A 22,120-nucleotide genomic window follows, 5' to 3' on the forward strand; every position below is an offset into this window, starting at 1 on the left:
TCTACCCGATGCCCCGCTCCAGCACCTAGCCGAAGTTCTTGCTCTCACCCCGGTACGTCGGCACCGTCTCCACGATCTCGGCGCCGCGGACGAGGTGCACCTGGTCGAACCGCTCCATCATCTCCCCCGCCTTCGCGTGCCGGAGCCAGACGCGGTCCCCCGTGTGCAGCGCGCCGTCGGGCGAGAGCCCGCGGGCCACGCGCAGCGGGGTCTGGACCTCTCCCGCGCCCTCCGGGCCGCTCAGCGCGTATCCGGGCGTGAACAGGCGGGGCAGCCGCGCGGCCCCGGCCTTGCCCGACGCCGCGTACCCGCCCGCGAACGCCGTCACCCAGCCGGGGGCAGGCTCCCGCACGACGTCCAGCCCGAAGAACGCCGCGGGCCGTGCCTCGAAGGACCGGTAGCCGTCGAACAGACCGGGCACGTACAGGCCGGACCCGGACGTCACCTCGGTGACGCCCGGCGCGCCGCCGCTCACCTCGATCGACCCGGTGCCGCCCGCATTGACCAGCTCCATCTCCTGCCCGACGGCGTCCCGCACCGCCGCAATGATCCGTACCCGACGGCTGTTGACCTCCCGCATGGAGAGGCGCTTGACCAGCCGGACGGCGGGGCTCGTGTCCGGCAGGCCGGCCACCTGGGCCTCGTAGAACATCAGGCCGCGCACCGCCAGGCCCTTCGCCTGGGCCACCGTCGCGAGGGCGGCGACGTCGCCGGGCTCCCGCAGTGGCGAGCGCCGCGCCCCGAGGTGGGCAGTCAGCCGCCCGACGCCGACGCGCAGCGAGCAGTCCACGTCCAGGCAGACCCTGATCGGGCCGCCGCTCGGCGTGCCGGCGGGCCCGCCGACCAGCACTTCGGCGGCGGCGATCAGGCCGAGGTGGGCGACGTCGTCGACCATCAGGGTGATCTCGGCGCGGGCCGTGACGTCCGCGGCCAGGGCGGCCAGGGCCTCCCCGTCGACCGTCGGATAGCCGACCAGGACGTCGCGCACACCCTCGCTGACCAGCCAGAGCGCCTCACGCAGGGAGTACGCCATGACCCCGGTGAACCCGTGCCCGAGCGCGCGCTCGACGAGGGAGCGGACCCGCACCGACTTCGACGCGACGCGGACGGGTACGCCGTCGGCCCGTTTGAGGAGGTCGAGCGCGTTGGTGTCGAACACGTCCAGGTCCACGACGGCGACGGGCGCGGGCAAGGCGGACGTGGCGACGGACAGCCGCGCGGCGGTGTCTGCTGCGGAGCTCATGAGCGAACGCTACTCCCCTGGCCAGGCGCACGGCAGGGGCCCGGCTGACACGGCTGAGCCTCCGGTTCAGGCTCTGGTTCACCGACGCGGGCGCGTGGGATAGTGCTCCCGTGATCTGGACGAACTGGGCACGCAACGTCAGTGCCGCGCCCGTGCGGCAGGAGCAGCCGGCCTCCGAGGACGAGCTGTCCGACGCCGTGCGTCGCGCCGTGAAGGAGGGGCACACCGTCCGCGTGGTCGGTGGCGGGCACTCGTTCATGCCGGCGGCCGCCACCGACGGTGTGCAGCTCAACCTCGATCACCTGAACGCCCTGCACCGCCTCGAGCGCGACGCGGACACGGGGCACGCTCTCGTCACCGTGGGCGCCGGCATGCGGCTGCACCAGCTCAACCAGGTCCTCGCCGAGCGCGGGCTCGCCATGCAGAACCTCGGTGACATCGACCAGCAGTCGATCGCCGGCGCCATCTCCACGGGTACCCACGGCACCGGCGCCCGGTTCGGCGGCCTCGCCACCCGGGTGCGGGCCCTGACGGTGATGGGCCCCGACGGCGAAGTCACCCGCGCCACCCCCACCGAGCGGCACGACCTCTTCGAGGCCTCCCGGCTCGGCCTCGGCGCCACGGGCGTGCTCAGCACCGTGACCATCGAGGCGATCCCCGCCTTCGACCTGCACGCCGTCGAGGAGCCCTGGCCGCTGGACCGCGTCCTCGAGGGGCTCGACGACCTCGTCGCGGACACCGACCACTTCGAGTTCTACTGGTTCCCCACCACGCGCCGCGCACTCACCCTGCGCAACACGCGCGTCGACGCCGGGACCAGTGCGGGGTCCGGCCTCGGGCATCGCGTGCGGAAGGTCGCCGGGGCGGCCCGCTCCTTCCTCGACGAGGAGGTGCTGTCGAACGGGCTGTTCGAGACCGTGAACCGGATCGCCACGGCGGTTCCCGCGGCCACGCCGACGCTCAACGCGGTATCGGCCCGCGCCCTGAGCGCCCGGCGGTACACGGCGCCGTCGCACGAGGTGTACTGCACGAACCGCCGCGTGCGGTTCCGCGAGATGGAGTACGCCGTGCCGCGCGCCGCCGTCGTCGAGGTGCTGAACGAGCTCGACGCCTGGCAGCGGTCGACGGGCGAGAACGTGCCGTTCCCGGTGGAGGTGCGCTTCGCGCCCGCCGACGACGTGTGGCTCTCCACCGCGTACGGCCGCGAGACCGCGTACGTGGCCGTCCACCAGTACTGGCGCCTGCCGTACGCGCGCTACTTCGACGCCGCCGAGCAGATCTTCACGGCCGCGGGCGGGCGCCCTCACTGGGGCAAGATGCACAGCTGCGACGCCGACTACCTGGCCGGACAGTACCGCCGCTTCCCCGACTTCCGCCGGGTGCGCGACGCCGCCGACCCGGAGGGCGTGTTCGCGAACCCCTACACCCAGCGGGTCTTCGGCTGAACCGCAGGCTCAGCCGACATAGGCAGAGCCTGAGCCTGAGAGCTCTTACGGCTCCATCTGGCCGAACACGGCGACGGCCAGGTCGGCGAACCCTTCGCGTGCGGCCTCGTCGTCCTGGTCGACCATCCACGCGAGCTCGATGCCGTCGATGCGGAGCGCCGTCATCCGCGCCAGCGTGCCGATCTCGGTTCGGAACTTCACGCCGACGACGTCGGCCAGCCGCTGAAGGTACTCCCGGGTCATCGCGATGCTCTGCTTGAGGTGCGCCTGCGCGACCTCGCGCAGCACCGGCGTGCGGGCGCCCGAGACGGCGAACTCGAAGGTCAGCAGCCGCATGTGCTGGTGCTGCTTGAGGCCCACGAGCAGCGCGTCGACGGTCGCCCCGGCCAGGGCCTTCCGGTCCGGCCCGGCGTCGAGCGCGGACAGCACCGGCTCCGACGCCCGCATGGCGATGCTGCGGCCCATGGCCCGCAGCATCGCGTCCTTGTCGTCGAAGCAGTAGTGCACGGTTCCCAGCGAGATCCCGGCCTCCTGAGCCACGCGGCGCACGGTGACCGACTCGACGCCCTCGCGCATCGCCACGCTCAGGCCGGCCTCGACGATCTCGGCCCGCCGCTCCTCGAGCGGCTTGCGCTTGTTGTTCATTCCTCGCCCCTGCCGTCGGGCACGACGAGCGCGGTAGCGATCGCCGCGACGCCCTCGCCGCGACCGGTCAGGCCGAGCGCATCAGTAGTGGTTGCCGTCAGGGAGACGGGCGCGCCCGCAGCGGCGGAGAGAGCCGCCTGTGCCTCGTTGCGCCGCGTGCCGACCCGCGGTTGGTTTCCGATCACCTGGACTGCCACATTACCGATGATGTACCCCGCAGCCCGGACGCGCCTCGCGGCTTCGGCGAGCAACGTGGTCCCGGACGCGCCGGCCCACTCGGGACGGCCCGTCCCGAAATGCGATCCGAGGTCGCCCAGGCCCGACGCCGAGAACAGCGCGTCGGCCGCAGCGTGGGCTGCAACGTCGGCGTCGGAGTGCCCGGCCAGGCCGCGTTCCCCGGGCCAGTGCAGGCCCCCGAGCCACATCTGACGGTCCGAACCGTCCGGCGCGAAAGCATGCACGTCGACCCCGATGCCGGTCCGCGGCAGGGGGTACGCGGCCGGCGCCGGACTGGCGGGGTCCGGCGTGCTGGACGGCTTGGTCATGCGTTGGTCTCCTGCAGCACGAGGGACGCGAGCCACAGGTCGCGTTCGGTGGTGATCTTGAAGGCGGCAGCGTCGCCGGCCACGATGTACACCGGTTCGCCGAGGGCCTCGACCAGGCCGGCGTCGTCGGTCGCGGCGAGATGCTCGGCCAGGGCCCGAGCCGCACCGGTGCGGTGGGCGCGAACGAGGAGGTCGCGGTCGAATCCCTGGGGCGTCTGCACGGCCCGCAGGATCGAGCGGTCGGGCGTGCCGGTGACGAGCTCGGCGTCGCCGTCGGGCCGCACCTGCTTGACTGTGTCAGTGACGGGCAGGCCGGGCACGACGGCGCCGTGGCCGTTGCGCACCGCACCCACGACCCGCCGGACGAGATCCGGCGGTACGAGGGGGCGTGCGGCGTCGTGCACCAGCACCACGTCGTCGCCGGGCCTGGCGAGCTCGAGACCAGCGCTGACGGACGCCTGCCGGGTGGGGCCACCGTCGGTCACCTCGACGGGGATCTGTACGCGCGGATCGTTGGCCAGAAGCTCGGTCATGATGCCGACAAGGCCGTCAGGCGCGGTCACTACGAGAGAATCGACAACGTCCGACGCCACCAGGCGCCGCGCGGCGTGCAGCACAAGTGGAAAGCCGTCCAGCTCCACCAGAGCCTTGGGCAGGTCGCGCCCAAGTCGGGACCCCGACCCGGCGGCCGTCAGGATTGCAAGGGTCGTCATCTCGTCGGGGTCCCCACAGGATCATGATTGAAGCGAAGGATCCCGTGGCGAGCGTCAGGTTCCTGACCAGTGCGTCAGAAGTGCAAGGGATCCTGTGGGTGAGTCAGGAAGCGAGGACCTCGTCGAGGATCGCTTCCGCCTTCTCCTCTTCGGTGTGCTCGGCCAGCGCGAGCTCGGACACGAGAATCTGGCGAGCCTTGGCGAGCATGCGCTTCTCACCTGCGGAAAGACCACGGTCGGCGTCGCGGCGGGACAGGTCGCGAACGACCTCGGCCACCTTGATGACATCGCCGGACGCAAGCTTCTCGAGGTTCGCCTTGTACCGGCGCGACCAGTTGGTGGGCTCTTCGGTGTACGGCGCACGAAGGACCTCGAACACGCGGTCGAGGCCCTCTTGGCCGACGACATCACGTACACCGACCAGGTCGACGTTTTCCGCCGGGACCTCGATGGTGAGGTCGCCCTGAGCAACCTTGAGCTTGAGGTACATCTTCTCTTCGCCGCGAATCTTGCGGACCTTGATCTCTTCGATCAGCGCCGCGCCATGGTGCGGGTAGACAACCGTCTCGCCTACTGTGAACGTCATCTGCAGATGTCCCCTTTCCCTGAAACCAGGTTACCACGCCGTGATCTGGAGAACTTGCAGCCTTGGCGTTGCCTGAACCCAGTTCGCGACAGTGTTTGCGCAGGTCAGAGCGTTGCAAATGGCGCGCCACGCCGAACGCGCCGGCACTTCACGCACTATCGGATCGTTCCAGGGACGTGACCATTGCCACGCCCTGACCGGGCAATTCGCCTCCGGTGGCGATGCGCGGGCACACCCCCGGGACCACTAAGATGTGGCGGGGATCCGACCCCGCCCGAACCAGACGAACATCAGGGAGTTCACCGTGTCCCGTCGCGCCACCGCCGCCCGAGGCGCCCGCACCATCGCCGTCGCGGCGGTATCCGCTGCGGGGGCCCTCCTCCTGGCGGCCTGTGCCCCGACCACGACGACGCTGACCTACGATCCGTCCGACGGCGTCGGCGTCTCCGTCCTGGGCGACGAGAACAGGGACCTGCGCGGTATCAACCTCATGGTCGTCTCGGCCGCCGAGGGCGAGCCCGGCAACGTCCTGGGTGCGCTGGCCAACGAGAGCGACAACGACGCGTCGTTCACGCTCGAGGCGCCTGGCGCCTCCCCTGTCACGGTGGACGTCCCGGCGGGCGGAACCGTCTACCTGGGCACGGAGACCGGTGAGTCCGTCCAGCTCGACGCCGTGGGTGCAGCGCCCGGGGATTACCTCGACGCGACGCTGTCGGTGGGCAGCGACAGCACGGAGTTCCAGCTCCCGGTGTTCGACGGCACGCTTCCGGAGTACGCGGACCACCTGCCGGCCGCCGCGCCGTCGCCGTCCGGCTCCCCGTCGCCCTCGATGTCCCCGTCCCCCTCCGAGTGAGCACACCGAAGTAGAACTCTGGCGAGAGAGAACTCTGGCGAGGTAAGAACCAGCGGCTTCTGCTGCGGTTCTACCTCGCCAGAGTTCTCTCTCGCCACAGTTCTACTTCGGCGAGGGGCTCGTCACCCGAAGCGGCCCGAGACGTAGTCCTCGGTGGCCTTCTCGGCGGGCGACGAGAAGATCGTCGCCGTGTCGTTCATCTCGATGAGGCGGCCCGGCTTGCCCGTGCCCGCGATGTTGAAGAACGCAGTCCTGTCGCTCACGCGCGCCGCCTGCTGCATGTTGTGCGTGACGATGACGATCGTGTAGTCCTTCTTGAGCTCCTGGATCAGGTCCTCGATCGCCAGAGTGGAGATCGGGTCCAGGGCGGAGCACGGCTCGTCCATGAGCACCACCTGCGGCTTCACCGCGATGGCGCGGGCGATGCAGAGGCGCTGCTGCTGGCCACCCGACAGGCCGGAGCCCGGCCGGTCCAGGCGGTCCTTGACCTCGTTCCAGAGGTTGGCGCCACGAAGCGACGCCTCGACCAGGTCCTCGGCGTCGGACTTGGAGATCTTGCGGTTGTTCAGCTTGACGCCCGCCAGCACGTTGTCCCTGATGGACATCGTCGGGAACGGGTTCGGCCGCTGGAACACCATTCCGATGTTCCGGCGCACCGCCACCGGGTCGACGTCTTCCCCGTACAGGTCGACGCCTTCGAGCTCGACCTTGCCCTCCACGTAGGCACCGGGGATCACCTCGTGCATGCGGTTGAGGGTGCGCAGGAAGGTCGACTTGCCGCACCCGGAAGGGCCGATGAAGGCCGTCACGGACTTCGGGTCGACGGTCATGGAGACACCCTCGACAGCACGGAAGTCGCCGTAGTAGATGTTGACGTCCTTGACGTCGATACGCTGGGCCATCTGTCTGTTCCTTCGGGCTGTGGCTTCGGGGGAGCTGAGGTGGGCGGGTCAGCGGGTCTTGGGGGCGAACCAGCGGTTCACGAGTCGACCGGCGATGTTGAGCAGCATCACGATCGCGATCAGCGTCAGGGCAGCGCCCCACGCGTTCTGCAGGGCGATGTCCGCCACGCAGTTCGCCTGGCCCTCACGGCACGTCGCGAGACCCTGGCTGTACTGCCGGTAGATGAACACCGGCAGTGTCATCATGCGCCCCTCGGACGGGTCGAAGTTGATCGAGTCCGTCACGCCGACCGCGACGAGCAGCGGAGCCGTCTCGCCGATGACACGCGCCACGGCCAGCAGCACGCTGGTTGTCAGGCCCGCGACCGCGGTGCGGAGCACGATGCGGACGATCGTGAGCCACTTGGGCACGCCGAGCGCGTACGCCGCCTCACGGAGCTCGTTGGGCACGAGCTTGAGCATCTCCTCGCAGGACCGCACCACCACGGGGATCATCAGCACCGACAGAGCGACGGCGCCGATAAGGCCGAACCGCGCACCAGGCCCGAAGAAGATGGTGAACAGCGCGACCGCGAAGAGGCCGGCCACGATCGACGGGATACCCGTCATGACGTCCACGAAGAACGTCACCGCCCGGGCCAGCGGGCCGCGCCCGTACTCGACCAGGTAGATGGCGACGAGGATGCCGATCGGCACGGAGATCAGCGTGGCGCAGCCCGTGATGATCAGCGTTCCCGTCACCGCGTGGTAGATGCCACCGCTCGGGTCGCCACCGAAGATGCCGCGCATCGAGAACGTCAGGAAGTCGATGCTGATCCGGCCCGCTCCGGTGAACAGCACAGTCCAGAGGAGCGAGACCAGGGGGACCATCGCCAGCAGGAACGCACCCCAGATGAGCACGGCCATGATGCGGTCGGTGCGCCTGCGGCGCGGCTCGGCCGTGGTCAGGAGCGCGCGGGTGCGCTCGGTGGCGTCCATGGTGGACGTGTCGGCGCTCATCAGTTGGCCCCCGAGAATTCCTTGCGGCGGGCGACGATGGCCCGGGCGGCCATGTTCACCGCCAGTGTGATCACGAACAGCGCGAGGCCAGTGGCGATCAGCGCGTTGACGGCCAGGCCGCTCGCCTCCGGGAAGTCCAGGGCGATGTAGGCGGCGATGGTCTGCTGCTGCGCCGCCTGGAGGATCTTGAACGAGTAGAGGAAGCCGGGCGACAGGATCATCAGCACGGCCATGGTCTCGCCGAGGGCGCGGCCAAGGCCCAGCATCGCCGCCGAGATCACACCGGACCGGCCGAACGGCAGCACAGCGGTGCGGACCATCTCCCACCGCGTGGCGCCGAGTGCGAGCGCCGCTTCCTCGTGCAGCTTCGGGGTCTGCAGGAAGACCTCCCGCGAGACCGCCGTGATGATCGGCAGGATCATCACGGCAAGGACGACGGCGACGGTCGCCAGGGTGCGGGCCGTCGGGGAGACGTCACCGGCGAAGAGCGGGAACCAGCCGAACCACTCGTTCAGCCAGAGCCACACCGGGGAGAGCATCGGCGCCAGGACCGCGACACCCCAGAGGCCGTAGACGACCGAGGGGATCGCCGCGAGCAGGTCCACGAGGTAGCCCAGGATCTGCGCGAGCCGGCGGGGAGCGTAGTGCGAGATGAACAGGGCGATCCCCATCGCGACCGGAGTGGCAAGGAGCAGGGCCAGCACGGCCGCCAGTAGCGTTCCGAAGACGAGCGGTCCCACATACGCGATGAACGACGTGTCGTCGGGGTACCGCGGGACGGCCGCGGCGAGCTCGGCTTCGCTCGCCGTCATGGCGGGCCACGCCCGCATGATCAGGAACAGGGCGACAGCAGCCAGGGTCGCGAGGATCAGAGCGCCGGCACCTGTCGTGATCCAGCGGAAGGTCCGGCTGAAGCCCCGCTCGGTGTCGCCGCTCGACCGTCGGCGCCGGACCGGCGCCACGGGAGCGGGCGGGCTGTCAGTGGTCGTCACAGATGTTCCTCGGCTCGTCGTGTCTGTGTGAGGTCAAGCGTGGCTGTGAGGTCAAGCCTGGCACAGCCGTACCGGTGGCCGGGCCACGAGCGCCTTTGATGCTCGCGCGGCCCGGCCACCGGTCCGGTGTACTGCCAGGTACTGCTCAACGGCTGGCTCAGCCGGCCGTGATGGCCTCGACCGACGGCAGGAACTGGTCACGCAGGTCGGCCGAGAGCGGGGCGGAGCCCGCCGAGTCCGCGGCAGCGGCCTGGCCCTCGTCGCTCAGGATGTAGCTGTAGAAGCCCTTGACCAGGTCGGCGATGGCCGCGTCCTCGTACGTGGCGCAGGCGAGCTGGTACGAGACCAGGACGACCGGGTAGGTGCCCGCGATGTCGCGCTTGAGGTCGTACACGAAGACGTGGTCGCTCGTGCCCTCGACGCGCGGCGAACCCTCGACGACGGCAGCGGCCGCCTCAGGGCTGTACGGCACGAACTCGTCGCCGACACCCACGGCCACCGTGCCCAGCTCACCGATCTGCGACGCGTCGGCGTAGGTGATGGTGCCCTCGCCGGCCTGCGCGGCGCTGACGACGCCGGAGGTGCCCTGCGCGGACTCCTGGCCCTCGACGGGCCAGATGCCCTCGGGCTCCCAGGTCCACACGTCCGGGACCACCGTGTACAGGTACTCCTGGAAGTTCTCGGTCGTACCCGAGTCGTCCGACCGGTGCACGACGGTGATGTCCGTGCTGGGCAGCTCGGCATCCGGGTTGTCGGCGGCGATCGCCTCGTCGTCCCAGGCGGTGATCTCGCCGGCGAAGATCCCGGCGATCGTCTCCGGGGTCATGTTCAGGGTGTCGACGCCCTCGAGGTTGAAGGCGACGGCCACCGGGGAGATGTACGCGGGGTACTCGATGACGCCGCCCTCGCCGCACTGCGCCTCGGCGGCGGCCAGCTCCTCGTCGTCCAGCGCGGCGTCCGAGCCCGCGAACGGGAAGGCACCGGAGATGAAGCTCTCGCGGCCGCCGCCGGAGCCGACCGGGTCGTAGTTCACGGTGACGTCCGGGTACTGGCTCTGGAAGCCGGCACGCCAGGCCTCCATCGCGGACTCCTGCGCGGACGAGCCGCCGCCGTTGAGCTCACCGGACAGGTCAACGGCGGACTCGGAGCCCTCGCCGGCCGGCTCGGCTGCACCGGGGTCGGACCCGCAGGCTGCGAGGCTCAGCGCGAGCGCGCCCACCATGACAGCGGAGCCAACGCGGGGGAATCGGCTGATCTTCACGTGTCTTTCCATCCTGTTCAAGTCGTACGCGCGGCAAGCGCCGCAGCGTCAGTCGGGAGGCTAGGGAGGCGGAGTGACCTACTCACCAGGTCTAGGTGAACGGAGGGTGAACAAGCCCGCCTGGAGCGGGTGATCCGCGACACGCCCACCCTGGCACGCCCTTGCGCTTTTCACCCAGCAGGCTCCAGGGCTACCCGTCCGCCTGGTCGTCCGGGCGGTCCCGGGTCAGGTAGATGGCCCCCGCGGCGTCCATGATCCACGCCTCCAGGTCGCTCGAGATGGCGGCGCTGCCCGCCGCGCCGGCGGCTCGCTGCTGCCCTTCGGCGGACGCGACGTACTCGACGAACTCCTTGACGAAGTTCCCCTTTGCCTTGTCCTCGTACCGCGAGCACACCATGAGGTAGGACACGAGCACCATCGGGTACGCGAAAGGCTTGTCGATCTTCCGGTCGATGACGAAGGCGAGGTCGTGCTCGTAGCGGTTCTCGATCCGCGGCGAGACGTCGACGACCGCGGCCGCGGCCTCCGCGCTGAAGGGCACATACTCCTCGCCCACCTTGATGGCGACGTTGCCGAGGTCGGAGGTTCGCGAGGCGTCCGCGTAGGTGATGCCGCCGGGCGTGGAGCGAACCGTGTCGGTCACGCCGCTCGTGCCCTCCGCCTCGAACCCGTCCGGCGTCGGCCAGAGGCCGTCCGGCGGGAACGGCCACTCCTTCGGCGCGGTCGCGTGCAGGTAGTCGGTGAAGTTCTCGGTGGTGCCCGAGTCGTCGGAGCGGTGGACCGGCGTGATGGCCAGCGCGGGCAGCTTCGCCTCGGGGTTGGCCGCGGCGATCGCCGGGTCGTTCCACTGGGTGATCTTGCCCGTGAAGATCCGCGCGATCAGGGCCGAGGACAGGTTCAGCTGGTCGACACCCTTGAGGTTGAAGGCCACAGCGATCGGGCTGATGTAGACCGGCAGGTCGATGGCGTTGCCGCCGTCGCAGGCTGGTCCGGAGGCCACCATCTCGTCGTCGGTCAGGGCGACGTCGGAAGCGCCGAAGGCCGTGTCGCCCGCGAGAAAGGCCTCGCGGCCGTCGCCCGAGCCCACTGGGTCGTAGCTGATCGCCGCGTCCGGGTGCTGCTCCTGGAACCCGCTGATCCAGGCCTCCATCGCCGATTCCTGGGACGAGGCGCCCGCACCGTGGAACTCACCGACGACGGCGAGCTGCGGTTCGGTGCTGGGTTGGTCGCCCGGCCCGAAGCCCGGCAGGTCAGCCGCGGCGCAGCCCGCGAAAGGCAACACAAGGGCGCCTGCGGTGGCGACAGAGAGGAGACGTGCGCATCTGGGGGTACTCACGGTTCGCGAAACTACTCACGGGTGCCGTCCCGCGAGCAAACACCAGGTGAACGGAAGGTGACCAGAGTCGCGATCACCCACGTGAGGTGCGACACCCGATGGCCGCACCTCCGCAGGTCACCCCTCGTCGTCGGCCAGCTTGTAGCCCAGGCCACGCACCGTCAGGAGGTACCTGGGCGAACCCGGGTCCGGCTCGATCTTCGAGCGGATGCGCTTCACGTGGACGTCGAGCGTCTTGGTGTCGCCCACGTAGTCGGCGCCCCAGACCCGGTCGATGAGCTGGCCGCGCGTCAGCACCCGGCCGGCGTTCCGCATCAGGAGCTCGAGCAGGTCGAACTCCTTGAGCGGGAGCGCCACGCTCTGACCGGAGACGGCCACGGTGTGCCGTTCGACGTCCATCCGGACCGGCCCCACCTCGAGCACGCCGTCCTCGTCGTGCTCCGCCGAGTCGCTGGGCTGACGGCGGCGCAGGACGGCCCGGACGCGGGCGAGCAGCTCCCGGTACGAGTACGGCTTGGTCACGTAGTCGTCTGCACCGAGCTCCAGGCCCACCACCTTGTCGATCTCGGAGTCCTTGGCGGTCAGCATGATGACCGGCACGTCGCCGCGCGCCCGCAGCTCCCGGCACACCTCCGTGCCCGACAGCCCGGGCAGCATCAGGTCGAGCAGCACCAGGTCCGCCCCCTCCGCGTCGTACGCAGCGAGCGCCGAGATGCCGTCGGCGGCCTCGACCACCTCGAAACCCTCGCGGGTCAGCTGGTACGTCAGCGGATCCCGGTACGACTCTTCGTCCTCTACCACCAGGATGCGCGTCACGCACCTACCTCCTCGTTCTTCGTGGCCTCATGGTCTGTGGCCTTGTGCTGGCCCTGCTCGTCTCCCTCACGGGCCACATCCGCCTGCGGCGGTGGGGCGGTCCGGCCGGCGCGGGTCGCGCCGTCGGGCCGGTCCGCGGACGGGATCCGCAGGGTGAAGGTCGAGCCCCGGCCGGGCTCGGACCACATCGTGACGTCGCCACCGTGATCGGCCGCCACATGCTTGACGATGCTCAGGCCGAGACCGGTACCCCCCGTGTCGCGCGAGCGCGCGGGATCCACCCGGTAGAAGCGCTCGAAGACGCGGTCCTGCGCATCCTCCGCGATCCCGACGCCCTGGTCCACCACCGCGATCTCGACGAGACCCGCCCGCTCGTTCACTCCCACGCCCACGCGGCTGGCGGGCCCGGAGTAGGCGACGGCGTTGTCCACCAGGTTGCGGACCGCGGTCACCAGGAGGTTGTGGTCACCGTAGACCTCGGTGTCCAGGTCCCCGCCCATGGTGATCGCGATGTTCTTGGCCTGCGCTGTGGTGCGTGCCCGGTCGACCGCCTCCTCCACGACCTCGCGGATCGGGACGGGTGTGAGCTTCGGCACCGCGCCGGCGCCCTGCAGGCGCGACAGCTCGATGATCTCCTGCACCAGGGCGGACAGCCGGACCGCCTCGCGCTGCATCCGTTCGGTGAACCGGCGGACGGCGACCGGGTCGTCCGCGGCGTCGGCCACGGTCTCGGCGAGCAGCGCCAGCGCGCCCACGGGCGTCTTGAGCTCGTGCGACACGTTGACCACGAAGTCGCGGCGGATCGCCTCGACGCGGCGCGCCTCCGTGCGGTCCTCCGCGAGCACCAGCACCCGCTCCAGGCCCAGCGGTGCGACCCGCACCTGCAGCAGCACTGTGCCCTGGCCCACCGGGCCGCGGGCCAGCTCCAGCTCCTGCTCGCGGATCACGCCGTCGCGCCGCACCAGGGCCACCAGGTCCGTGATCGCCGGGTGCACCAGCGCGTCGTTGCGGACCACGCCGAGGGCGTAGGCCGGCGGGGAGGCGCGGATCACCTCGTCCTCGCCGTCCAGCACGACGGCGGCGGAGCGCAGTACCGAGAGCACACGAACGAGCCCCGCGTCGAGCTCGTCGGGTTCGGCCTGGGGAAGGGCATGCTGCTGCCGTTCGGAGACGCGGAATGCCAAGGTGGCGACCACGCCGACGATCACGCCGAGAATTCCGGCGAGCAGCACCGGCACCCCGGAGATGATTCCGTCCACGACTCCAGGGTAGGTCGACGTTTCAACCGCAGGTTGACGTCGGCGGGCGGTCGGAGGATCGCGTCGCTTACTGTTCATGTGAGGGAGGAAGAGCGTTAACCTCCCGGTACATCGCGACGTCGAACCTTGGCGGGTGCGGGCGGTAGCTGTGCCGTGCGCCGTTCCGGGACGTGTCCGGGGCGGCCGGCCCGGCCGCGCGTCGGCCCTGCTCGCCTGACGGCGGCGTGACAAGCGGACGCGAACCGTCCGCGCGCCCCAAGTGCGAGAGGAAACCGATGCGACAGATCTTCGAAGCTGAGCTCCAGCAGGTCGGAGAGGACCTGACCGAGATGAGCAGGCTCGTCGAGTCCGCCATCACCCGTGCCGGCACGGCGCTGCTGGAGGCCGACCTTCAGCTCGCGCAGGAGGTGATCGCCTCCGACAGGACCATCGACTCCCTCGAGAACTCCCTCGACGAGCGGTGCGTGCACCTCCTGGCGCAGCAGGCCCCGGTCGCGACCGACCTGCGGATAGTCGTGAGCGCGCTGCGGATGAGCTCCTCCCTGGAGCGCATGGGCGACCTCGCCCGGCACGTGGCGCAGGTGGCCCGCGGACGCTACCCCGCGCAGGCGATCGTCCCCGAGGCGCGGGACACCTTCGCGAAGATGCAGGACGCCGCAGTTCGCGTCGCGCAGCGCACCACGAAGCTGCTCGCCACGCGCGACCTCACGGTGGCCGAGGCCATCGAACGCGACGACGACCTGCTCGACGAGCTGCACCAGGAGACGTTCAACGTGCTCCTGGCGCCCGAGTGGCAGGGCACCGTGCAGGAGGCCGTCGACGTGACCCTCGTGGGCCGCTACTACGAGCGGTTCGGCGACCACGGCGTCTCGGTAGCCCGCCGCGTCACCTTCCTGGTCACGGGTGACTTCCCGGACGAGTGACCCGCCCGCCGAAGTAGAACTGTGGCGAGATAGAACTGGGGCGGAAGCACTGTCAGTGCTTCCGCCCCAGTTCTATCTCGCCACAGTTCTACTTCGGCGAATCCTGGTCAGCGACCCTGGTTCGCGACGGCCGCGATCGCGTCCTTGGCGGCTTCCGGGTCCAGGTACGTGCCGCCCGGCTTGACCGGGGACAGGGTCTCTTCGTCGAGCTCGTAGACCAGCGGGATGCCCGTCGGGATGTTCAGCCCGGCGATGGCCTCGTCGGACACGCCGTCGAGGTGCTTCACCAGGGCCCGCAGCGAGTTGCCGTGGGCGGCGACGAGCACCGTCTTGCCGGCCTGGAGGTCGGGCACGATGTCGCTCTCCCAGTACGGCAGGGCGCGCTCGAGCACGAGCTTGAGGGCCTCCGTGCGGATGACGGGCGCGTCGGCGTAGCGCGGGTCGGCGTCCTGGCTGAACTCGGAGCCCAGCTCGATCTCCGGCGGCGGCACGTCGTACGAGCGGCGCCAGAGCATGAACTGCTCCTCGCCGAACTCCGCAAGCGTCTGCTTCTTGTCCTTGCCCTGCAGTGCGCCGTAGTGGCGCTCGTTGAGCCGCCAGCTGCGCTTGACAGGGATCCAGTGGCGGTCGGCGACGTCGAGCGCGAGGTTCGCGGTCGAGATCGCGCGGCGCAGGAGCGAGGTGTGCACGACGTCGGGCGAGACGTCGGCCTCCTTGAGGAGCTCGCCGCCGCGCTTCGCCTCCTCGACGCCCTTCTCGGAGAGAGGTACATCCACCCAGCCGGTGAACAGGTTCTTGGCGTTCCACTCGCTCTCGCCGTGACGGAGCAGCACAAGGGTGTAGGTCATGCCCCCATCCTGCCGCACATTCCCGGCCGAACATGATGCCGATCCCAAGCCCCGGACAGGCATCAGGTTCATGCTCGGCGAAGTTGCTGGTGACTACCTCGTCGCGTGGTGCTTTCGGGCGTCTTCGTAGACCTCGAGCATCTGCTCGGCCGCGCGGTCCCAGCCGAATCTGGTCGCCGAGTCGCGCGCACCCGCGGCCAGGCGCGCGCGCCACTCGTCGTCGTCCAGCAGGCTCTTGAGGACCAGGGCCCAGCTCTCGGGCTCGTGGTCGGGCACGAGGACGCCGGAGACGCCGTCCTCGACCACCGTGCACAGACCGCCGACCGCTGCCGCGACCACCGGGGTGCCCGACGCCTGGGCTTCCGCCGCGACCAGGCCGAACGACTCGCTGTGCGACGGCACCGCCACCAGATCGGCCGCCTGGAAGTAGCGCGCCAGCGTCCGCTGCGGCACCGGGGGCCGCACGAGCACGTGGTCGGCGACACCTTCCTGGTAGGCGAGCGCCTCCAGCTCGCGGACGGCGGTCGGCCGCCCGGAGGCGCCGCCCAGCACCACGAGCAGCGGCGGCTGACCGTCCCCTTCCGACCAGATCGGCTCCCCCAGCGCCCGGACCAGCACGTCGGGCCCCTTGAGCAGCTGCACGCGTCCCGCGAAGAGCACGATCTTCCGGCCCGCCGGCAGCATGAGCCCCTTCCGCAGCTCGGCCAGCTGCCGGTGCGGCGCCGCCGGGTCCCGCAGAGCCTGGTCTCGTTCCGCCGGGTCCCGCTCCGTGGCGTCGGGCAGCGGGGAGAACACGCCGAGGTCCACGCCGGGCTGCACCACGTGCACCCGAGCCGGGTCGGCCTGGTAGTCGCGTGCCAGGTCGGCGGCCTCCTGCTCGGTGTTCGCGACCAGCGCGTCGGCCTCGGCGACCACCTGCTCCTCGCCGATGATCCGGCCCTGCGGCTCGGGTGCGTCCCCCGGCGCGAGGGACGCGTTCTTCACGCGCGCCATGGTGTGCATCGTGTGCACCAGCGGCACGTCCCAGCGCTCCGCCGCGAGCCAGCCCACCTGGCCCGACAGCCAGTAGTGCGTGTGCAGGACGTCGTACCAGCCCTCGGGGCGGTGCGCCTCGGCGCGCAGCACGCCCGCGGCGAACGCGCACAGCTGGCCCGGGAGGTCGTTCTTGTCCAGCCCCTCGTACGGCCCCGCGGACACGTGGATGACGCGGACGCCGGGCTCGGCGTCGGTCACCTTGGGCTGGGCCGACGACGTCGCCCGCGTGTAGATCTCCACCTGCGCGCCCCGCCGGGCGAGCGCCCGGGACAGCTCCAGCACGTACACGTTCATGCCGCCCGCGTCGCCCGTGCCGGGCTGCTCGAGCGGCGAGGTGTGCACAGAGACCATCGCGATCCGGAGCGGACGGGACCCGTCCGGATCGGCGAAGTCGGGCGGCAGGCTGATGTGCATCAGGACACCAGGACGCACGCGGGCACTGGCAGCTCCAGTCGATCCGTGATCTGGCCCTGGCCCGTCGCCGGGTCGAGCCGGATCGCCACCAGCTCGTCGGCGTTCTGCGCGGCCACGACCACGAGCTCGCCGTCGGCAAGGACCGCGTGGTGGCGCGGCCACGCGCCCAGGCCGAGGTCGACGTCGCCGACGTTCTCGATGGTCAGGTGCCCGACGTCGTTTGGGCCGTCCGCCTCGCCCGACGCCGCCCGCACACGGAGCACCGAGAGGACGTCCGGGCCGCGCACGCCCACGTGCACGAGGTCGCCCGTGGCGGTGATGTGCGAGGGGTACCCGGGGGCCCCGTCGGGCATGGTGCGGCCGGTGATCGCCACCGAGCCGACGTGCTCCAGGCGGCCTGGCCCCGCTGGCACCAGGACGTGCAGGCGGCAGTCGAGCTCGCCGACGACCAGGATCGTGCCGTCGGGCAGCTCGACCAGGTGGCGCGGTCCCGTACCGGGCGGCAGGACGGCGGCTATCTGGCCGCCCGGCGACTCCGGGGCGTCCGCCGGGCCGGACCCGTCGAGCGGGTAGCTGCGCAGCTCGTCCGTGCCGAGGTCGGACACGAGGACCCGGTCGCCCCACACGTGCACGAAGTGGGCGTGGGGCCCCTCCTGCCGATCCAGGACCGGGCCGGACCCCGCGTGCGGGAACGTTCGCGGCGCACGGAGCGCGCCGTTCTCCGCCAGCGGCGCGACGGCGGCCACGCCGTCGGTGTAGTTCGCCACCCAGGCCACGGTGTCGGTCGCCACCACGTGGCAGGGGCCCGAACCGCCCGAGGCCGCGGCCGAAGCGGGGGAGAGCGTGCCGGCGTCGGACACGCGGAAGGACGTGAGCCGGCCGGGCTCACGCTCGGTCACCGCCACGAGCGTGCGCCCCGACGGGTCCAGGGCCAGGAACGACGGCGAGGCGGCCTGCACGACGAGCTCCCCGCCCGTGAACTTGCCACCCGGTTCGATGCCGACACGCCAGATGCCCTCACCGGTGCCCGGCTCGTTTCCCGCCGTCGGATAGGTGCCGATCCACAGGGCGGTGGGGTTATTCATGCGACCAGCGTAGTGACGTTTGCTGGGTGCTCCGGCCGGAATGCACGACGCCCCGGCCACCCCTCGATGAAGGGCGCCGGGGCGCAATCTGCCGTCGTGACTGCGACGGCGTCAGGCGTTCGCCTTCGCGTAAGCCTCCTGGACCTCCGCCGAGATGCGACCGCGGTCGCTCACGGTGAAGCCGTTGGCCTTGGCCCACTCGCGGACCGCGGCGGTGTCGCTCCCGGAACGGGACCGACGCGTGGTGCCGGTGCCGCGCGCAACGGGCGACTTCACCTTGCGCGCGTGGCCGACCCACGAAGCGAGCGCGTCACGCAGCTGGGCCGCGTGCTCGGCATTGAGGTCGATCTCGTAGGAGACGCCGTCAAGCCCGAAGTTCACGGTCTCGTCGGCGGCACCGCCGTCCATGTCATCTTCGAGAACGAGCTGAACCTTCTGAACCATACGGGTAGTTCCCTTCCGCGCCACAAATTCCGGGGTTGTTCGCGAGCATGCCGCACTCAATATTGTCATGTCAATAATGGGTAAGTGACACCGCTCACCAAAACTTCACCCTGCCGGAGTTGAAGTGCGGGGATTTGATCCCGAAGGTCCGCACGGATAACCTCGGCTGCGCGCTTCACCGGGAAGCGGAATTCCCCGCGCTTTCCGCTGCCGCCATGGCTTCGCGATCCATTCGCTCGAGCGCCTCCCGCTCGTGGCGGTCGGCTCGGAGGATCTTACGCATCGCAAACCAGAACAACAGGCCGACGCCCACCGAGGGCGTGAGCCCGGCGAGCACCGCAAGTGTCATATCCATCACAAAATCCTCACAAGCCTCATCTGCGCGGTTTGAAATTCTCAGGCGATCGGCTTCACCAGCGGGAAAAGTATGGTCTCCCTGATGCCCTGGCCGGTCAACGCCATGAGCAGGCGGTCGATGCCCATGCCCATTCCGCCCGAAGGGGGCATCGCGAATTCCATCGCGGTCAGGAAATCCTCGTCGAGCCGCATGGCCTCGTCGTCGCCCGCCGCGGCCATCCTGGCCTGCGCCTCGAAGCGCTGCCGCTGGACCACCGGGTCGACCAGCTCGGAATAGCCCGTGGCCAGCTCGAAGCCGCGGATGTACAGGTCCCACTTCTCGACCTGACCCTTTTTCGTGCGGTGGTCCCGGGTGAGCGGTGACGTCTCCACCGGAAAGTCTCGCACGAACGTCGGCGCCGTCAGGTGGTCGCCCACCCGGTGTTCCCAAAGAGTCTCGACGAGCTTTCCGTGATTCAGGAGCTTCTTGTTGCCCACCTCGACATCGAGCCGGTGGGCGATCTTCTCGAGTTCCTCCACCGACGTGTCGGCGGTGATCTCCTCGCCCAGGCTTTCGGAGAGCGAGTCGTACATGCGCAGGTTTGCCCATTCCCCGCCCAGCTCGTACTCGGAATCGTCCGCAAGAGTCACGAGCGTGGTGCCGAGAACGTCCTGCGCCGCGGTCTGCACCAGATCCTGGGTGAGAGCGCCGATGGTGTTGTAATCCCCGTAGGCCTCGTACGCCTCGAGCATGGCGAACTCCGGCGAGTGCGACGAGTCCGCGCCCTCGTTACGGAAGTTCCGGTTGATCTCGAAGACCTTCTCGACGCCGCCGACGACCGCCTTCTTCAGGAAGATCTCTGGCGCGATGCGCAGGAAGAGGTCCAGGTCGTAGGCATTCATGTGCGTCGAGAAAGGCCGCGCGGACGCCCCCGATGCAATGGTCTGCAGCATCGGCGTCTCGACCTCGAGAAAGCTGCGGCGGTGGAAGTTCTCCCGCAGGGAACGCACCACGCCGGCACGCAGGCGCACCATGTCGCGTGCGGCCGGGCGGGCGATGAGGTCCACGTAGCGCTGGCGGACGCGCGCCTCCTCGGACAGGTCCTTGTGCAGCACGGGGAGCGGGCGCAGCGACTTGGCCGCCATCTGCCACGTGTCGGCGAAGATGCTCAGCTCGCCGCGCCTCGACGCGCCGACGCGCCCGTGCAGGAACACGTGGTCACCCAGGTCGACGTCGGTCTTGAAGGCCGCAAGGGCCTCCTCGCCGAGCACGGCCAGGCTCAGCATGCCCTGGAGTCGGTTGCCCTCGCCGTCCTGCAGCGTGACGAAGCACAGCTTGCCGCCGATCCGGATGAATACCACGCGGCCGGCGACGCCCACGACGTCGTCCGTCTCCTGGCCGGCCTCGAGGTGGCCGTACGTAGCGCGGACCTCGGCGACGGCGTGCGTGACCGGGACGGTGACCGGGTAGGGCTCGGTGCCGCTGGCCAGGAGGCGCTCACGCTTCTCGCGCCGGACCCGCAGCTGCTCGGGCAGGTCGTCGGTCGGCGGGGTCGCGGCACTCTCGGCACCGGAGTTCTCGGTCGTCACGGATGCGATTCTATCGGGGCGCCAAGCTCAAATTTCCCGGTGTGACGGACGGCGCTCACCCCCACGACAAAAGGGGTCAGGCGCGCAGGTCCAGGGCCAGGTCGAGGATCGGCGCACTGTGCGTCAGCGCGCCCACCGACAGGAAGTCCACGCCAGTGGCCGCGACCTTGCGCGCCTTCTCGAGCGTCAGGTTGCCGGTCGCCTCGAGCTCGACGTGCGCCGGGACGCCGTCGCGCCCCTCCCGCTCCCGGACGGCGGCGACGGTCTCGGCGAGGAGCTCGGGCTCCATGTTGTCCAGCAGCAGGAAGTCAGCGCCCGAGGCCAGCGCCTCCAGGGCCTGGGCCGTGGTGTCGGCCTCGACCTGGACCTGCACGTCCGGGAACGTCTCGCGGACGGCCCGGATCGCGGCGGCGACCGATCCCGCGGCGACCACATGGTTGTCCTTGACCATGGCGACGTCGTACAGGCCCATGCGCTTGTTGGTGCCGCCACCCGCACGTACGGCGTACTTCTGCAGGGCACGCAGGCCCGGCGTGGTCTTGCGGGTGTCCAGCACCTGCGCACCCGTGCCCGCGAGCTCACGGGCGAAGGCGCGGGTAGCGGTAGCGACGCCCGACGCGCGGCTCGCCAGGTTGAGCAGGGTGCGCTCGGCCACGAGCAGCACCTGGGTGCGGCCCCGCAGGCTCGCCAGGACCTGGCCGTCGGACACCTCGTCGCCGTCCTGCGCGTGAAAGGTGACGGCCGGCGCCTCCAGGGCCAGGCGGGCGGCCACCTGGTCCAGCACCTCCTGCACCACGACGAGACCCGCGACGACACCGTCCTCGCGCGCCACGAGCTCTGCCACCCCCGTGCTCGACGGGGGGATGGTCGCCTGCGAGGTCACGTCCCGGCCCGGGCCGGGGCCCAGGTCCTCGTCGAGGGCGATCTCGACCGCCCGGGCGACCCACGAGGCGTCGAGCCCTGGCGTGACCGTGGAGGGGCTGGGGAAGACGGGAAGGGTGCTCACTGGCTCACCGTATCCGCAGCGTCACCCGCGCCGGCGTCGTCGACGATGGCCTGGAGCATCCGCTCCGAGTCCTCGAGATACCGGTCCAGGTCGGCCGCGGCGCCGTCGGCGTCGCCCGCCAGGAAGCGGCGCAGCAGGCCTGCGTTGCGGTCCACGAAGCCGTCGAAGAACGCGCCGTTCTCGCCCAGCAGGCCGAACGACAGGCGTAGCTCGGCGGAGAGGTTGGCGTGCACGCGGTCGAGGCGAGGGCTGCCCGCGAGCGCCACGATCCCCGAGTGGAACCGCATGTTGGCGGCGGCGATGTCGCGCCAGTCGCCGCCCAGCCGGGCGGCGAGGGCGGCGTCGACTGCGTCCCGCATCGCGCGGGCCCCCGGGTGTGCCGGGTCGCCCGCGGCGAGGACCGGCACCTCGATGAGCCGCCGGACCCGGTAGATGTCGACGATGTCGGCGAGGGTCGGCGTCGCCACGGCGACGCCGGCGTTGGGCCGCCGGACCAGGAGGCCCTCGTGCACCAGGATCCGGAAGGCCTCGCGCAGGGTGTTGCGCGAGACGTCGAGCGACTCGCTCACCGACTGCTCCGAGAGCCGCTGTCCGGGGGTCAGCCGTCCGGTGACGATGAGCTCGCGGATGGCGTCTGCGCTGCGTTCGGCGCGGTCCGGCTTCACCGGGTCAGTCTACGGACCGGCCGGGGTGGTGCCGTTGGTGGCCGGGCCCGATCGTGGCCCTTCGTTGAACAATCGCTCCTGGGTGCACAGGTAAACATCTCGCATCTCAGGCTATGCCCCAGCACTGGAGCCGTGCCATGATCGTCAAGGTCCCGCAATGCGGGTGAAACATCCGACTG

The 22,120-nt window shown here is 70.4% G+C and carries 23 protein-coding genes; 3 read left to right on the forward strand and 20 right to left on the reverse strand.

The window, feature by feature from the left end; translation table 11 throughout:
• Positions 1 to 25 precede the first annotated feature (25 nt).
• Positions 26 to 1,243, reverse strand: a complete 1,218-nt coding sequence (locus IE250_RS17770) for a type III PLP-dependent enzyme domain-containing protein (RefSeq protein WP_189670608.1) — start codon at positions 1,241 to 1,243, stop codon at positions 26 to 28.
• Positions 1,244 to 1,353: 110 nt separating this feature from the next.
• On the opposite strand from IE250_RS17770, the gene IE250_RS17775 reads away from it, so the two are divergent.
• The gene (locus IE250_RS17775) at positions 1,354 to 2,688 is read left to right on the forward strand and encodes a D-arabinono-1,4-lactone oxidase (RefSeq protein ID WP_189670609.1); all 1,335 of its coding nucleotides are present in this window, start codon (positions 1,354 to 1,356) and stop codon (positions 2,686 to 2,688) included.
• Positions 2,689 to 2,733: 45 nt separating this feature from the next.
• Here IE250_RS17775 and IE250_RS17780 read toward each other — a convergent pair whose 3' ends face one another.
• From IE250_RS17780 to IE250_RS17795, 4 genes are all read right to left on the reverse strand, one after another.
• On the reverse strand, positions 2,734 to 3,333 hold the full coding sequence (locus IE250_RS17780) for a TetR/AcrR family transcriptional regulator (RefSeq protein WP_189670610.1): 600 nt from the start codon (positions 3,331 to 3,333) through the stop codon (positions 2,734 to 2,736).
• Positions 3,330 to 3,878 (reverse strand): 2-C-methyl-D-erythritol 2,4-cyclodiphosphate synthase, encoded by a 549-nt coding sequence (gene ispF, locus IE250_RS17785; protein WP_189670611.1) that lies wholly within the window; start codon positions 3,876 to 3,878, stop codon positions 3,330 to 3,332. The genes IE250_RS17780 and ispF overlap by 4 nt, the downstream gene beginning before the upstream one ends.
• Positions 3,875 to 4,591, reverse strand: coding sequence for a 2-C-methyl-D-erythritol 4-phosphate cytidylyltransferase (gene ispD, locus IE250_RS17790; RefSeq protein ID WP_189670612.1), 717 nt, complete (start codon positions 4,589 to 4,591; stop codon positions 3,875 to 3,877). Before ispD ends, ispF begins: the two co-directional genes overlap by 4 nt.
• A 103-nt stretch (positions 4,592 to 4,694) precedes the next feature.
• Positions 4,695 to 5,177 carry a CarD family transcriptional regulator gene (locus tag IE250_RS17795; RefSeq protein ID WP_116677014.1) on the reverse strand — a complete coding sequence of 161 codons (483 nt, stop codon included), beginning with the start codon at positions 5,175 to 5,177 and terminating at the stop codon, positions 4,695 to 4,697.
• 304 nt (positions 5,178 to 5,481) lie between these two features.
• Here IE250_RS17795 and IE250_RS17800 point away from each other — a divergent pair, with 304 nt between their 5' ends.
• Positions 5,482 to 6,030 carry a hypothetical protein gene (locus IE250_RS17800; RefSeq protein WP_189670613.1) on the forward strand — a complete coding sequence of 183 codons (549 nt, stop codon included), beginning with the start codon at positions 5,482 to 5,484 and terminating at the stop codon, positions 6,028 to 6,030.
• 122 nt (positions 6,031 to 6,152) lie between these two features.
• Here the strand turns inward: IE250_RS17800 and pstB are convergent, their stop codons facing one another.
• From pstB to IE250_RS17835, 7 genes are all read right to left on the reverse strand, one after another.
• Positions 6,153 to 6,932 (reverse strand): phosphate ABC transporter ATP-binding protein PstB, encoded by a 780-nt coding sequence (gene pstB / locus IE250_RS17805; RefSeq protein WP_189670614.1) that lies wholly within the window; start codon positions 6,930 to 6,932, stop codon positions 6,153 to 6,155.
• Positions 6,933 to 6,980: 48 nt separating this feature from the next.
• The gene (pstA, locus tag IE250_RS17810) at positions 6,981 to 7,931 is read right to left on the reverse strand and encodes a phosphate ABC transporter permease PstA (RefSeq protein WP_189670615.1); all 951 of its coding nucleotides are present in this window, start codon (positions 7,929 to 7,931) and stop codon (positions 6,981 to 6,983) included.
• Positions 7,931 to 8,923: a phosphate ABC transporter permease subunit PstC gene (pstC, locus tag IE250_RS17815; protein WP_189670616.1), complete on the reverse strand. Its 993-nt coding sequence runs from the start codon at positions 8,921 to 8,923 to the stop codon at positions 7,931 to 7,933. Before pstC ends, pstA begins: the two co-directional genes overlap by 1 nt.
• 157 nt (positions 8,924 to 9,080) lie before the next feature.
• Positions 9,081 to 10,184, reverse strand: a complete 1,104-nt coding sequence (locus IE250_RS17820) for a phosphate ABC transporter substrate-binding protein PstS (protein ID WP_229872557.1) — start codon at positions 10,182 to 10,184, stop codon at positions 9,081 to 9,083.
• A 190-nt stretch (positions 10,185 to 10,374) separates the two neighbouring features.
• Positions 10,375 to 11,466: a phosphate ABC transporter substrate-binding protein PstS gene (gene pstS / locus IE250_RS17825; protein ID WP_189670618.1), complete on the reverse strand. Its 1,092-nt coding sequence runs from the start codon at positions 11,464 to 11,466 to the stop codon at positions 10,375 to 10,377.
• A gap of 171 nt (positions 11,467 to 11,637) precedes the next feature.
• The gene (locus IE250_RS17830) at positions 11,638 to 12,336 is read right to left on the reverse strand and encodes a response regulator transcription factor (RefSeq protein WP_189670619.1); all 699 of its coding nucleotides are present in this window, start codon (positions 12,334 to 12,336) and stop codon (positions 11,638 to 11,640) included.
• On the reverse strand, positions 12,333 to 13,595 hold the full coding sequence (locus IE250_RS17835; RefSeq protein ID WP_189670620.1) for a sensor histidine kinase: 1,263 nt from the start codon (positions 13,593 to 13,595) through the stop codon (positions 12,333 to 12,335). Before IE250_RS17835 ends, IE250_RS17830 begins: the two co-directional genes overlap by 4 nt.
• 275 nt (positions 13,596 to 13,870) lie before the next feature.
• On the opposite strand from IE250_RS17835, the gene phoU reads away from it, so the two are divergent.
• Positions 13,871 to 14,518, forward strand: a complete 648-nt coding sequence (gene phoU, locus IE250_RS17840; protein ID WP_189670621.1) for a phosphate signaling complex protein PhoU — start codon at positions 13,871 to 13,873, stop codon at positions 14,516 to 14,518.
• A 107-nt stretch (positions 14,519 to 14,625) separates the two neighbouring features.
• Here phoU and IE250_RS17845 read toward each other — a convergent pair whose 3' ends face one another.
• The 8 genes from IE250_RS17845 to IE250_RS17880 form a co-directional block, all read right to left on the reverse strand.
• Entirely contained in the window at positions 14,626 to 15,366 is a 741-nt protein-coding gene (locus IE250_RS17845) for a phosphoglyceromutase (RefSeq protein WP_189670622.1), read from the reverse strand.
• Between the two features lie 93 nt (positions 15,367 to 15,459).
• A complete protein-coding gene (mshA, locus tag IE250_RS17850) occupies positions 15,460 to 16,815 on the reverse strand; it encodes a D-inositol-3-phosphate glycosyltransferase (protein WP_189670623.1) in 1,356 nt (451 codons plus the stop codon).
• The gene (locus IE250_RS17855) at positions 16,815 to 17,900 is read right to left on the reverse strand and encodes a lactonase family protein (RefSeq protein WP_189670624.1); all 1,086 of its coding nucleotides are present in this window, start codon (positions 17,898 to 17,900) and stop codon (positions 16,815 to 16,817) included. The genes mshA and IE250_RS17855 overlap by 1 nt, the downstream gene beginning before the upstream one ends.
• Before the next feature lie 111 nt (positions 17,901 to 18,011).
• Positions 18,012 to 18,344, reverse strand: coding sequence for a histone-like nucleoid-structuring protein Lsr2 (locus tag IE250_RS17860; RefSeq protein WP_189670625.1), 333 nt, complete (start codon positions 18,342 to 18,344; stop codon positions 18,012 to 18,014).
• Positions 18,345 to 18,519: 175 nt separating this feature from the next.
• Positions 18,520 to 18,699 carry a hypothetical protein gene (locus IE250_RS17865; protein ID WP_189670626.1) on the reverse strand — a complete coding sequence of 60 codons (180 nt, stop codon included), beginning with the start codon at positions 18,697 to 18,699 and terminating at the stop codon, positions 18,520 to 18,522.
• Positions 18,700 to 18,740: 41 nt separating this feature from the next.
• A complete protein-coding gene (gene lysS / locus IE250_RS17870) occupies positions 18,741 to 20,270 on the reverse strand; it encodes a lysine--tRNA ligase (RefSeq protein WP_189670627.1) in 1,530 nt (509 codons plus the stop codon).
• Between the two features lie 76 nt (positions 20,271 to 20,346).
• Positions 20,347 to 21,276: a carboxylating nicotinate-nucleotide diphosphorylase gene (gene nadC / locus IE250_RS17875; RefSeq protein ID WP_189670628.1), complete on the reverse strand. Its 930-nt coding sequence runs from the start codon at positions 21,274 to 21,276 to the stop codon at positions 20,347 to 20,349.
• Positions 21,273 to 21,941 (reverse strand): GntR family transcriptional regulator, encoded by a 669-nt coding sequence (locus IE250_RS17880; RefSeq protein ID WP_189670629.1) that lies wholly within the window; start codon positions 21,939 to 21,941, stop codon positions 21,273 to 21,275. Before IE250_RS17880 ends, nadC begins: the two co-directional genes overlap by 4 nt.
• Positions 21,942 to 22,120 lie beyond the last annotated feature (179 nt).

The organism is Promicromonospora soli (genome assembly GCF_014653785.1).
GTDB classification, from domain to species: domain Bacteria; phylum Actinomycetota; class Actinomycetes; order Actinomycetales; family Cellulomonadaceae; genus Promicromonospora; species Promicromonospora soli.